This is a genomic window from Marinobacterium lacunae (assembly GCF_000705555.1).
GTDB lineage: Bacteria > Pseudomonadota > Gammaproteobacteria > Pseudomonadales > Balneatricaceae > Marinobacterium_D > Marinobacterium_D lacunae.
Window position 1 is genome coordinate 34997 of record NZ_JMQN01000063.1, and the last position, 13090, is coordinate 48086.

At 57.3% G+C, this 13090-nt stretch carries 8 protein-coding genes; 5 read left to right on the forward strand and 3 right to left on the reverse strand.

Annotation, left to right across the window (positions count from 1 at the left end; all coding sequences use genetic code 11):
- Nucleotide 1 precedes the first annotated feature (1 nt).
- From ADIMK_RS20730 to ADIMK_RS20745, 4 genes are all read left to right on the forward strand, one after another.
- On the forward strand, nt 2-931 hold the full coding sequence (locus ADIMK_RS20730) for an alpha-E domain-containing protein (protein ID WP_036192362.1): 930 nt from the start codon (nt 2-4) through the stop codon (nt 929-931).
- A gap of 12 nt (nt 932-943) precedes the next feature.
- On the forward strand, nt 944-4327 hold the full coding sequence (locus ADIMK_RS20735) for a transglutaminase family protein (protein WP_036192365.1): 3384 nt from the start codon (nt 944-946) through the stop codon (nt 4325-4327).
- A 74-nt stretch (nt 4328-4401) separates the two neighbouring features.
- On the forward strand, nt 4402-6945 hold the full coding sequence (locus ADIMK_RS20740) for a circularly permuted type 2 ATP-grasp protein (protein ID WP_231517112.1): 2544 nt from the start codon (nt 4402-4404) through the stop codon (nt 6943-6945).
- Nucleotides 6942-7829, forward strand: coding sequence for a transglutaminase family protein (locus ADIMK_RS20745; protein ID WP_036192368.1), 888 nt, complete (start codon nt 6942-6944; stop codon nt 7827-7829). The genes ADIMK_RS20740 and ADIMK_RS20745 overlap by 4 nt, the downstream gene beginning before the upstream one ends.
- Nucleotides 7830-7865: 36 nt before the next feature.
- Here ADIMK_RS20745 and ADIMK_RS20750 read toward each other — a convergent pair whose 3' ends face one another.
- Together ADIMK_RS20750 and ADIMK_RS20755 are read right to left on the reverse strand one after the other, a co-directional pair.
- Nucleotides 7866-8714: a class III extradiol dioxygenase family protein gene (locus ADIMK_RS20750; RefSeq protein WP_036192371.1), complete on the reverse strand. Its 849-nt coding sequence runs from the start codon at nt 8712-8714 to the stop codon at nt 7866-7868.
- On the reverse strand, nt 8707-9108 hold the full coding sequence (locus ADIMK_RS20755) for a protocatechuate 3,4-dioxygenase (RefSeq protein ID WP_036192374.1): 402 nt from the start codon (nt 9106-9108) through the stop codon (nt 8707-8709). The genes ADIMK_RS20750 and ADIMK_RS20755 overlap by 8 nt, the downstream gene beginning before the upstream one ends.
- A 153-nt stretch (nt 9109-9261) precedes the next feature.
- On the opposite strand from ADIMK_RS20755, the gene ADIMK_RS20760 reads away from it, so the two are divergent.
- On the forward strand, nt 9262-10179 hold the full coding sequence (locus ADIMK_RS20760) for a helix-turn-helix domain-containing protein (RefSeq protein WP_197027605.1): 918 nt from the start codon (nt 9262-9264) through the stop codon (nt 10177-10179).
- On the opposite strand, the gene ADIMK_RS21580 is transcribed toward ADIMK_RS20760, so the two are convergent.
- A complete protein-coding gene (locus ADIMK_RS21580; protein WP_051693195.1) occupies nt 10122-12956 on the reverse strand; it encodes a bifunctional diguanylate cyclase/phosphodiesterase in 2835 nt (944 codons plus the stop codon). The two genes, ADIMK_RS20760 and ADIMK_RS21580, sit on opposite strands and share 58 nt — an antisense overlap.
- Nucleotides 12957-13090: the final 134 nt, after the last annotated feature.

The window sequence follows — 13090 nt, forward strand, 5'->3', positions numbered from 1 at the left end:
CATGTTATCTACAGTTGCCGAGCGCCTCTACTGGATGGCGCGCTACCTTGAACGTGTTGAAAATACCGCCCGACTGGTGAGCGTCTACGACAAGTTGTTGTTTGACGTGCCCAACGAGATCACCATCGGCTGGTACAACCTTGTCATTCTGAACAGCGCTACCGACCTGTTCGAAGACCGTTACAAAAATCAGGATGAGCGAAACGTCGTAAAATTTCTGCTCGCCGACGATACCAACCCCAGCTCCATGCTCTCGGCCATCAAGATGGTGCGCGAGAATATCCGTACGTCACGCGACGTGGTGCCGGCAGAAACCTGGGAGCAGATCAACGAGCTCTACCTGTTCGCGCGCGACAATATCCAGCAGGGTATCAATCGCAGCCGTCGCCATGAGTTCCTCTCCGATATCATCAAGAGCTGCCAAACGCTGTCTGGGCTTCTCTACGGCACCATGAGCCACGACGCCGGCTGGCAGTTCATGAAGATGGGACGCGATCTCGAACGTGCGGACATGACCACCCGTCTGCTCGATGCCGGGGCCTTCGCGCTGATCGAGGTAAACGGTGACGCCAACGTCAACCTAAGGCAGATCGTCTGGGGTAACGTACTGCGCTCTGCCAGCGCCTACATGAGCTACCGCCGAACCGTAAAGGCGGCCGTATCGGGGCCGGAAGTCGCGAACTTCATGCTCACCGACCCTCACTTCCCACGTGCTGTGTACTTCTGCCTGCTTCAGATCGATGTTGCGGCGGGCAAGCTACCGAAAAGCGAAAACGTGCGCAAAGTATTGAAAGAGATCGATACCGGCGTCTTCCAGATCGAGGACGATCGGGATCTTGGGCAGGATTTCCGAGATTTCCTGAACGATCTGCAGGTGCAGCTCGGAAAGCTGCATGATTCGATTTACCAGACCTGGTTTCCCGTACCCTGAAGGACTTGAGCCGTGACTATCCGCATAGCGATTCGCCACTCGACCGAATATAAGTTCGATCGTGCGGTTTCACTTTCTCCGCATGTGCTGCGGCTGCGCCCTGCTGCGCACTCGCGTACCCATATTCACAGCTATAGCCTGAAGATCGAACCCGAAGAGCATTTCATCAACTGGCAGCAGGACCCCTTCGGCAACTACCAGGCGCGCCTGGTTTTCCCCGAGAAAACCCGCACGTTCAAGTTCGAGGTCGAAGTGATCGCCGATATGACGGTGATCAACCCCTTCGACTTTTTCCTTGAAGACTACGCCGAGCACTTCCCATTCACCTATGACGATGCGCTTAAAAAGGAGCTTCAGCCCTACCTTGAGGTAGCCGAGGATGGCGAGAAGCTAAACGCCTGGGTCGACAGCGTACCGCGCGATAAAACCCGCATCATCGACTTTCTGGTCGACATCAACCAGCGGCTTGAGAAAGAGATCGAATACGGCATCCGCCTTGAGCCCGGTGTACAGACCTGCGAAGAGACGCTGACGTTGGCGAAAGGCTCATGTCGCGACAGCGGATGGCTTCTGGTACAGATTCTGCGCAAGCTCGGGCTCGCTGCACGCTTCGTATCCGGTTATCTGGTTCAGCTCAAGCAGGATCAGGAAGCACTCGACGGTCCCTCCGGCGCGGCCGAAGATTTCACCGATCTGCACGCCTGGTGTGAGGTGTATATTCCAGGGGCCGGCTGGGTCGGACTCGATCCAACCTCGGGCCTGTTCGCCGGCGAAGGCCATATACCACTGGCCTGTACCCCGTCACCGGCATCGGCAGCGCCGATTACCGGCTACACCGACAAGTGCGAGGTGGAGTTCGTGTACGCCAACGAGGTGTTCCGAATCCACGAAGACCCGCGTGTCACCAAACCCTACACCGAGGAGCAGTGGGCCTGCATCGATGCGCTGGGCAAGGCGATCGATCAGGAGTTGACCGACGGTGACGTCCGGCTGACCATGGGCGGCGAACCCACCTTTGTATCCATCGACGACATGGACTCCGCCCAGTGGAACATCGAAGCACTGGGGGATGATAAGCTCAAACTGGCCAAGGACCTGCTGTTGCGTCTGCGCCAGCGCTTCGCTCCCAAAGGCCTGCTGCACTATGGCCAGGGTAAATGGTATCCCGGCGAAGAGGTCCCGCGGTGGGCACTCGGTTGCTACTGGCGTACCGACGGCGAGCCGATATGGCACGACCCAAAACTTCTGGCGCGGGTCGATAAGGATTACGGCCACGGTCTGGCTGAAGCCCAGTGGTTCATGAAAACCCTGTGTCAGCGACTTGAGATCAGCGACAGGTACCTCATCGACGCCTTCGAGGATACGCTCTATTACATGTGGCAGGAGCAACAACTGCCAGTCAACGTTGACCCAAAACAATTCGATGTAAAGGACGACCTGGAGCGCAAGCGTCTGGCAAAGCTGCTCGACCGGGGTCTGGATACACCGACAGGTTATGTGCTGCCGCTAGGCTGGGATTACGGTAAACAGGGCTGGCGTTCGACTCCCTGGGAGCTGCGCCGCGATCAACTCACGCTGATACCCGGCGACTCCCCTCTTGGATTCCGTTTGCCGTTGAACACCCTGCCTTGGGTTGCACGTGCCAAAAGGGATATCGAGCCGGAAGCGGACCCATTTGCCGAGAAGCCCCCCTTACCCGGGTACGCCCCCTTCTCCGACATGGTCCCGCCAACCGATCGGCCCAGCAGTGCCGATCTTCGCCAGATGATGGATGAAGCGGCCGATGCCGAAATACAGGAAGGCGAGCAGCGCTGGACAGAGGTCGTAAAAACCGCACTGTGCGTCGAGCCGCGCAACGGTCGACTCTACCTGTTCCTGCCGCCGCTTAACTATCTTGAACACTATGTTCACCTGATCAATGCGATCGAGCATACAGCGGCTGAACTCGGCATTCCGGTCGTGATCGAGGGTTACGAGCCACCGAAAGATCCACGATTGCAAAAGCTGTTGGTCACACCCGACCCCGGTGTGATCGAGGTCAATATCCATCCGGCAGGTAGCTGGAAGGAGCTCGTCGACAACACCACCGCCCTGTACGAGGAAGCACGCCTGTCACGCCTTGGCACCGAGAAGTTCATGATCGACGGTCGCCACGGCGGCACCGGAGGTGGCAACCATGTCACTCTCGGTGGCGTGACACCTGCAGACAGCCCCCTGTTGCGCCGTCCGGACCTGTTGCGCTCTCTGGTGACCTACTGGCAGCACCACCCGGGACTTTCCTACCTGTTCTCGGGAATGTTCATCGGCCCGACCAGCCAGGCACCGCGTGTGGACGAAGGGCGTCATGAAGCGTTGTACGAACTGGAGATCGCGTTTCAGCAGATGCCCGAAGGGCTGGTCGACAAGCCCTGGCTGGTCGATCGCCTGATGCGCAACCTGCTGGTGGATATCACCGGGAATACGCACCGCTCGGAGTTCTGCATCGACAAACTCTATGCGCCGGGCACCGCCTCTGGCCGTCAGGGTATTCTTGAGTTCCGTGGTTTCGAGATGCCGCCGCACGCCCAGATGTCGCTGGTTCAGGTTCTGCTGTTGCGTGCACTCGTCGCACGCTTCTGGAAAGAACCCTACAAGAAACCGCTGGTGCGCTGGGGTACGGAGCTGCACGACCGCTTCATGCTGCCCCACTATGTCTGGTCCGATCTCAACGACGTGGTCAAGGATCTTCAGGCCCACGGGCTGCCGTTCCAGCTGGAATGGCTGGCACCGTTCGAGGAGTTCCGCTTCCCGCACTACGGACGCGTGCAGATCGACGATGTGCGTATCGAGCTGCGCTGGGCCGTCGAGCCCTGGCACGTGCTGGGCGAAGAGATTTCCAGCTTTGGTACCGCCCGCTATGTGGACTCATCGGTGGAGCGTCTGCAGGTCAAGATCAACGGTCTGACCGATAGCCGCTATGTATTGGCCTGCAACGGTCGCCGCGTGCCGCTGAACAATACCGGTCGGCACGGTGAATATGTCGGCGGTGTACGCTACCGCGCATGGAATCCGCCCTCTGCCCTGCACCCGACCATCGGCATCCACGCACCGCTGGTGTTCGACCTCATCGACACCTGGAACGGACACTCCATCGGCGGCTGTACCTACCATGTCAGCCACCCCGGCGGTCGTAGTTACGATACCCAGCCGATCAATGCGTTCGAGGCGGAATCACGCCGCGTGAACCGATTCTGGGATTACGGCCATACACCGGGCGCTGTCACACCTCCTCCGTTCCATGAAGCGCTGCGCGAGTTTTTCCCGCATGAGGGAGGACCAAGACCGATGGCACCACCGCCAGAAGAGCCGACCGGTGAGTATCCATATACACTGGACCTGCGCCGGGGATTAGCTTGAGTTGTGCAAATCCCCTATGATTGTGGCCCGCGAAAGCGGGTCCTTCATATTGTCAGTAGAGCTGAGTAGATCAGGTGGCCACGCAACTGAAAGCCGACAACGCCGAACAAGCGCTGAACTATGCGCGTCCCGACACCTTCTTTGATGAAGTATTCGGGGCCGATGGCGACATGCGCCCATACTGGCGCTATCTGCTGGATGGGCTTGGAAGCCTGGGGCCAGATGGACTGCGCGAGCGACAACGCAAAGCCCAGCGCATACTGCGTGACGACGGCGCGACCTACAACATCGCCAGTGCAGGACTCGGCAGCCGGACCTGGGGCCTAGACCCGGTCCCCCTGCTGATTGACAGCGAAGAGTGGAGTCACATAGAAGCGGGCCTGATTGAACGCGCCGAACTGCTCGATCTGGTACTCAAGGATCTATACGGTCCGCGCGAGTTGATCCGCCACCGCGTACTTCCGCCCGAACTGATTTACTCCAATCAGGGCTTCCTTCGCGCCTGCCAGGGGCTTGCAATACCGGGTGAAAAACAACTGGTGCTGCATGCCGTGGACATGGTTCGTGGTCATGACGGCAAGATGGTTGTCATCGGTGACCGTACTCAGGCGCCCAGCGGGGCCGGGTATGCGCTGGAAAACCGCAATGTGATGTCACGCGTGCTGCCCAGCCTGTTTCGCGACAGTCAGGTACACCGCCTCTCGCTGTTCTTCCAGGCGTTGCGGCGCAAGATGGCCTCGCTATCACCCAACGGCGACTCGCCACGCGTCGTGGTAATGACACCCGGTGCCTATAGCGAAACCTATTTTGAACACACTTTTTTGGCCAACTATCTGGGCTACTCGCTAGTACAGGGCGGCGACCTGACCGTACGCAACGGTTATGTCTGGATGAAATCGCTTGATGGCCTGCACCGTGTCGACGTCATCCTGCGCCGTGTCGACGACACCTGGTGTGACCCGGTAGAGCTACGCTCGGACTCCCATCTGGGTGTGCCCGGTTTGCTCGAAGTTGCCCGTGCCGGCAACGTGGTGATCGCAAACCCGCTTGGCTCTGGCGTGCTGGAAAATCCGGCGCTGCTCAAATACCTGCCCCAGATCGCCGAGTTCTTTTTAGGCCATGATCTGACATTGCCCTCGACACAGACCTGGTGGCTTGGGGACCCCGAGGATCGCGACTACGTGTTGGCGAACCTACGGCAGCTGATCATCAAACCCACTGTCCGTCGCGGCGGCGAACACAGTGTTTACTGCGCCAACTTAAATGACGAGGCGCTTGACCAGCTCAAACGAAAGATCCACGAAGACCCGATCCACTATGTGGCTCAAGAGGCCAACCTGCCCGGTACATCTCCCTCCTGGCAACAACAGGAGCTGCTGCCTCGTGCCACTGTACTGCGCAGCTTTGCGGTCGCCGACCAAAGTGCCTACAGCATTATGCCGGGCGGTCTGACCCGCGTGGCCAGCGGCACCGATCAAGCCATGGTCAGCAACCAGTTGGGAGCAACCAGTAAAGATACCTGGGTGCTTGCATCCGAACCCCAGCGTAGGGTCAGCCCTCTCGAAGAGCGTCAGCCCACTTACGATGAGCAGACCAGCGATTTGCCAAGCCGTGTGGTGGAGAACCTCTTCTGGCTTGGCCGCTACAGTGAACGTGCCGAAGCGGCCATGCGCCTGCTGCGTACGGTGTTTATCCAGCTCAATAGCACAGGTCCTCTGCCGGAGTCGGTACGCGATCTGCTTTTAAAGGCGGTCACTCAGGTCACAACAACCTATCCCGGCTTTACAGCCGACGATGCGCCGCTTAGTCACCCTGAAGAGGAGCTGCTCTCTGTCATCCTCGATCCCGGCAGGGCCGGCGGTATAACCGCCAACCTGCTGGCAATGCTTAACTGCAGCGAAGAAACCAAAGAGATGCTCTCGGCGGACACCCATCGCGTCATCAACGATCTGCGCGACGAGCTCGAGTCACTGCCGCAGTATCTTGGCAGCGGATTGGCAGCCGCACCGGAAGAGGCGCTAGACCCGCTGGTTACCTCACTGCTGGCCCTGTCCGGTTTGACGCAGGAGAGCATGATTCGCAGCTTCGGCTGGCGCTTCCTTGAGATGGGCAGGCGTCTTGAACGCACGCTGCAAAGCACCGCACTGCTGCGCTCACTGCTCGTCCCCACGTTAGACGACTCGGCTCAAGAACAGGTTGTCGAGACCGTTCTGCTGACAACTGAGGTGCTGATTACCTACCGGCGCCGCTATCGCACCCGTCCGATGCTAAAGCACGGACTCACACTGATCATGTTGGACAAAACCAATCCGCGGTCATTGCATTATCAGATCGACCTGCTGCGCCAGCATATCGAACAGTTGCAAAGCCGCGAGCGCTCACCGGTACTGTCCGAAGAGCACCGCTGCATACTGGAGGCGCTGACACTCGTCCAGCTCAGTCGCCCCGACGAATTGGAAAACAGCAACGACAAAGGTATCCGGGAGGCACTGGATCAACGGCTGTCACGGATACAATCGCTTCTGTGCACCACCGCCATTGCCATTGCGGACCGTTATTTCGACCATCGCAGCGGCCCGCAGCAGTTGGTTCAGACCGGGTGGAGTGAAGAACCATGATCTACCGCATTCGCCACGTCACCCGCTACGAATATAAGACCCCGGTCACGCTCTGCTATAACCGCGCTCACCTGCTGCCGCGGGATACCGCTCGGCAACAGTGCCTGAGCACGCAGATCCGAATTACACCGACCCCGGTATACAGCGTGCGCCGCGAGGATTTCTATTCGAACCTGTACTACTACTTCTCGATTCAGGAGCCGCATACATCGCTGGAGATCGACGTGTCCAGCCAGATCCGCATTCTGCAGCCCACCCTGAATTTCGACCTCGATATCGGCAACAGCTGTGCGCGAGCGCGTGAACTGATGCAGGCAGCGGTGGATGAAGAGACCCTGCTCGCCCGCGAATTCTGTCTGGATTCCCCGATGATTCGTCGCAACGACGCCGTGCGGGAGTATGCACTCCCCTCCTTTGACGAAGACCGGCCTCTACTCTCGGCGGTGCGTGAGCTGACCAGCCGCATCTATCAGGACTTCAAGTACGATCCGGGATTCAGCACCGTGGCAACCCCCTTGAACGAAGTGCTTGAGCACCGCCGCGGCGTCTGTCAGGATTTTGCTCATCTGGCCATCGCCTGCCTGCGTTCACTGGGCTTTGCCGCCCGCTATATCAGCGGTTATCTGGAAACCTTGCCCCCGCCGGGACAGACAAAGCTGGTCGGGTCGGATGCATCTCATGCATGGTTCGCCGTATATTCACCGGGCGAAGGCTGGTTCGAGTTCGACCCGACCAATGACAACATCCCTTCCGAGCAGCACATCACCACAGCGCTCGGGCGTGACTATGGTGATGTCACGCCGCTCAGGGGTGTTATTTTCGATGGTGGCAGTGCACAAAAGCTTGAAGTTTCAGTGGACGTAACAGCGATGCCGGAGCCCTGAGGCCCCGGCAGCATTTCAAATACTGATCTCCCTGCCTTACTGGGCAGCTGCATCGGTCAGCAACAACACACCGGCGCCGGTATTCGAGATCGGTGCATGGTAATGCTTGTGCAGCACATCGACCTTATCGGCCAGCGCTCCGCGCATCACCATCCACATGATCACCTCGATACCCTCGGTACCGGCCTTTTCCATGATGTAGTCATTGGAAAGCCCCGTCATCCACTCAGGCTCGTTGATGATCTTGTCGATACACTTGAGATCGAAATCGACATCGATGATGCCGGCACGCTCGCCCTGCAGCTGATGTGACAGGCCACCGGTGCCGATCACCACCACTTTCATATCCTCAGGGTAGGATTCCACGGCCTTACGCAGCGCTTTACCCAGTTTGTAGCAGCGCGCAGCACTGGTCAGCGGATGCTGCACCGTGTTCACAGCCAGAGGGATCGCTTTGACCGGCCACTGTTCATACTGCCGCCAGAACAGGTTCATCGGCACCATGAAACCATGATCCACCAGCATCTCCTGACAGGTGGTCATATCGAACTCCTGGCGGATCAATGACTCGGCCAGATGCCAGGAGAACTGCGCGTCCCCAGGAACATCGGCACTGGCCGGAATACCCCAGCCTTCATCGGCATTCTGATAACGGTCGGCGCAGCCCAGTGCGAACGTCGGCACCTTATCAAGGAAGAAATTAAGGCCATGATCGTTATAGACGATGATCGCAAGATCCGGCTTGACCTCATCCAGCCACTGTTTAACCGGCTCGTAGCCATCGAAGAAACGCTTCCAGTACGGATCCTGCTCCAGCTTGCCCGCCATCGCGTTGCCGACAGCCGGGATATGAGACGTGGTCAGCCCACCGATAATCTTAGCCATGCCAGAATCCTCCTTCGGTCTCTAAACGTGATTGAAAGCCAGCGGATTGATCGAGCAGCTTCTGTCTGAACTCATCTGCAGTGATACCTTGGAATGCGGCACCGGCATCTTGCACATTCAGGCCATGGAAGACAGCGATCTTCGCCAAGTAATACACATTGCAACCAAGGTGGAGCAGTTTCAGAAACTCACCATTAAGCACCGCCTCACGCTGCTCATCAGTCAGTCCATACTTGCGGCAATACGCATCCATGTCGGCTGCGAACTCCTTGCGGTTTTGCTCGGAGTTGAACGAAAAAGCCATACGATTCAACGCGTAACCTGAATTTGCACGTTTCCCATCAAAGACATAGGTGCCGGGGATCTCGTCGTAGTCATGTCGATTCCAGACCATGATGCACTTACCTCCTACTTGTTATCGGTATTCACACCGGTCAAATTCGGTGATCGGGTAGAGGCAATTCTGGTCTTAAAACCTTTCACTAAGAAGGGACATAAGGATGAAAAAACTGTACATTTCGAAGATAACTTACAGCGAGACACGCTCATGCGCACACCATCTGCCATCCCAACGGTACAACTCTATGGAGACCAGAGCTGGCAACAAACGCCCGATTATCTGCATTGCGAACCCCTGATCACACGCTCACGCGAGCATCAGTTTAAGATCCGTCCCCACCGGCATCCGGGTATTTCACAGGTTTTCCATCTGCGCTCAGGCACCGGTGAGGCCAATATCGATGGTCAGGTGATTTCGATACGCGCCCCCATGTTGATTCTTATTTCGCAGATGAGCGTGCATGACTTTCTCTGGTCAGAGGACGTGGCCGGCACCGTGCTGTCGGTGGCCACAACACGGCTTGAACGCTCGGAGGCAGTTGGCAGCGCGCTGGCAAAGACAGCCCTGGTACGCCTGCCGGATGACAACGATCAGATTGAACAATTGATGGAGATGCTGCTAAGGGAGTATCGACGGACGCCCGACAAAGACAGAGATCATGCGTTGCAGGCCCTGATCGACCTGCTGGCCATTACCATCCACAGACTTGGACCCGGTTCGATAGGTGAACAGGTGCGCGCACACAGGGGCCAGGAACATCTGCAACGCTTTCTGGAGATGGTAAACCGGGACTACGTAGCCCAACGTACAGTGGAAAGTTATGCACTGGACTTGGGAATAACAGCGCCCTACCTGAATCAGCTATGCCGCGAGCTGACCGGGCGCAACGCGCTGCAAATCGTGCATGAACGCATTGTGCTTGAAGCCAGACGCTACCTTATCTACACGGCACTGCGCGTCAGCGAGATCGCCTACCAGCTGGGGTTTGCCGACCCCGCCTACTTCACCCGATTCTTTCGACGGCTCAGTGGACAATCACCGCGCCAGTTCAGGCAGGAGCGACAGGATCAGACGCCCACGAACAGCTCATCCGCCGGAATAGGTCGCCCAAGCAAAAAGCCCTGAACACTGTTGCAGGCGTGCTGGGTCAGGAAGCGTAATTGGGCCTCGGTTTCGACCCCTTCGGCCAACACCTCAATACCCAGGCTGCGCCCAAGTGCAATGATGGTCAGAATCACCGCTTCGTCTTTCGGGTTCTTGCCAATATCGCGGGTGAACGCCTGATCGATCTTGAGACGATCCAGCGGCAGGTACTTCAGGCGATCCAGAGACGAGTATCCGGTACCAAAGTCATCCAGCGCTATTCGGTACCCTGACTCTCTTAGGCGGTGCAGCTGCATCATCGCAAGATCCGGGTCCTGCATAATCATAAGCTCGGTAATCTCAAGCTCGATACTGGTTCTGGTAACCCCCTGCCCATCGACCAGCTTGTTGAGCTTTTCGACGAAGTCGATTTGCAACAGCTGCTGGGGCGAAATATTGATGGCAACGCAGGGTGAGTCGACCCCTTGCTGCTCCCAGCGCTTCATCTGCTCGCAGGCCAATTCGATCACCTGCCACCCCAAGGGAATGATCAGCTGGGTCTCCTCTGCCAGCTCGATAAAGTGTCCGGGCGCCAGCAGCCCGCGGGTAGGATGATTCCACCGCACCAGCGCTTCCGTGCCAACCAGTTCCATGGTTTTCAGATCGAATTGGGGTTGGAAGTGCAGTACAAGCTGCCGCTCTGACAGGGCCACGCGCAGATCCTGTTCCAGTGAAAAGGAGTGGAACGCCTGGTCGGTAAACTCTTCGCTATAGACCACATAGCGGTTCTTGCCCTGTGCCTTGGCCCTGTACATGGCGGTATCGGCATGCTTGATCAGCATGCCCAAATCATCACCGTGGGCGGGATAAAGACTGATACCGATACTGGCCGTGATCTGCACGCGCACATCATCGATGTCCAAAGGCAAGGTAGTGGCAATCAATACCCGGTCGGCCTCGACACTGGCGCGCTGAACATCCCCCTCCACCAGCAGGATGAACTCGTCCCCGCCCATACGAAACAGCATGGTGTCTTTCGGCAAATGACGGCTGAGCAGCTGCGCCAGTTGCTGCAACATCCGATCACCCGCCTGATGCCCGAGACTGTCATTGATCAGTTTGAAACGGTCAAGATCGATAAACAGCACGGCGAAGGGCTGTTTATCAGGCCCCAAAACACGCTGCCGAATCGTTTCCATCAAATGGCTTCGGTTGGGCAGTCCGGTCAGATCGTCATGCCGGGCCTGAAACGCAAGAGACTGGGTTTGCCGATCCACTTCATCCATCAGTACGCGCTCGCGGTCATGCATGGAGAGCACCAAAAGCGTACTAATCACAGCACTCAAGACCAACAGTAGTTGCATATCGGTCGCATTGCTCGACGGATTAGCCGCCATGTAGTCAGGGCCTGGCATCGCTTCGACCTGCCAGTTACGCTGCCCCACCTGAAGCGTGAAATGACCAATCAGATCGTCGAGTACGGCATCCGGGAAATCAGAGTAAAACGGTGTCTCAGCCTCCTGTTCCGTGAGTCTCAACCTTACGTCGGTAATTCCCGCTCCGTTAAGCGCACCATCAATCAGCTGAGAGACGGTAAAAACACCGACCATAAAACCGGTCAGCTCTCGCTTCCGTTGCAACGGACCGTTTTCACCCACCAAACGATAAACCGGATGCAGAATCAGAAAACCCGGCTGGTCCGGTGCCTGCGTCAGATTAAGCACCTCGGTCACCACCGGCTGACCGCTGCTCTGAGCCAGAATCACCGAACGGCGGCGGTCCCCAAGCGAGAGAAGGTTAAAACCCAACGCCTTGCGGTTCAATGCCCTTGGTTCCACCATCTGTACCGGTATCAACGGGTCGTTTGGCATCAGCGACTCGCCATAGATGGTGTAGTTTGGCTCGCCAAGCATGGCCCCGGTCATTTGCTCGAACGCATGGCGATCTTCGACCTCTACCACAGGATCCCAGGAATAGGCACGCACACTTGGATTGTCCCGGGTTAGCTGTTCCACACGCTCCCGAAACGCTTCGGTACTCATTCCTCCGGGCTCGGCAAAGCGTTGCCCCAGATAAGCCAGATCGGCGAAGTTTTTTTGGATAGCGGAAAAAATCTGGGCTTCTACAAGGCGTATATCGCGCTGAAAATCACGCCTTAGCTGCCCATCCAGACGTAGCATCAGCAGATGATTGAGCATCAGCACCAAGCCCACAACACCGAGTAGACGAATCACCAAAGGCCAGCGTCTCTGCCTGACAGCAGCTTTGTCGGGGAACAACGCAAGCACAGCCGGCGCCATCACAATAGCCCCGAAGCTGTCGCCCCCCCACCATAACAACCAGTCTTTAAAAAAGCCCGCGCTACCGCCTGCATCATTGATGAAATAGACAGCCGAAGTACCCAGAGTCGAATTGATAAGACAGCTCAAAGGGCCTGCGATCAGCACATAAGCCAGCAGCGCCCACCCGCTTTTTGGCGCCAGCGGTAGTGACTTGAAACGGTGCAGCAAAGCCGCGGCGACGCCTGCCTGTACCGTCGCGCCGGTTCCAATAGCCAGAGCCGTCAACGCGTTATTGAACGTGAGGGATTCGTTCCAGGTGAGCGGTATCAGGAGGTTGAACGCGAAGTTGCCAAGCAATACCCCCGGCAATACAGCGGGACCGAAACGCAGCACTGCACCCAATGCAATACCGGCCGGAGCCCAGAAAGGCATGATCTGCTGGTGCATGCCCTGACCGGTAATCAGGAGGGCCGCCAGAAAATATGCAAGCGCCAGCGCCAAGATCAGACCCGTTGTTCGGATTATGCCGGAGTACACAACGCTCCTTAGGGTGGGCTAATGCGCCTACTCACCTACTCCATAAGTGATTGTTTCAAAAATTGTATTAAAACCATCTTACATAATGTTACCGAAGAAAAACACGGCCTATGGGACAGGTTAAAGCTCTCCCA

Bases quoted from the DNA above. Each gene is read 5' to 3' on its own strand.
- ADIMK_RS20760 (WP_197027605.1), top strand. From the start codon at position 9,262: ATGCGCACACCATCTGCCATCCCAACGGTACAACTCTATGGAGACCAG.
- ADIMK_RS20750 (WP_036192371.1), bottom strand. From the start codon at position 8,714: ATGGCTAAGATTATCGGTGGGCTGACCACGTCTCATATCCCGGCTGTC.
- ADIMK_RS20755 (WP_036192374.1), bottom strand. From the start codon at position 9,108: ATGGTCTGGAATCGACATGACTACGACGAGATCCCCGGCACCTATGTC.
- ADIMK_RS20745 (WP_036192368.1), top strand. From the start codon at position 6,942: ATGATCTACCGCATTCGCCACGTCACCCGCTACGAATATAAGACCCCG.
- ADIMK_RS20730 (WP_036192362.1), top strand. From the start codon at position 2: ATGTTATCTACAGTTGCCGAGCGCCTCTACTGGATGGCGCGCTACCTT.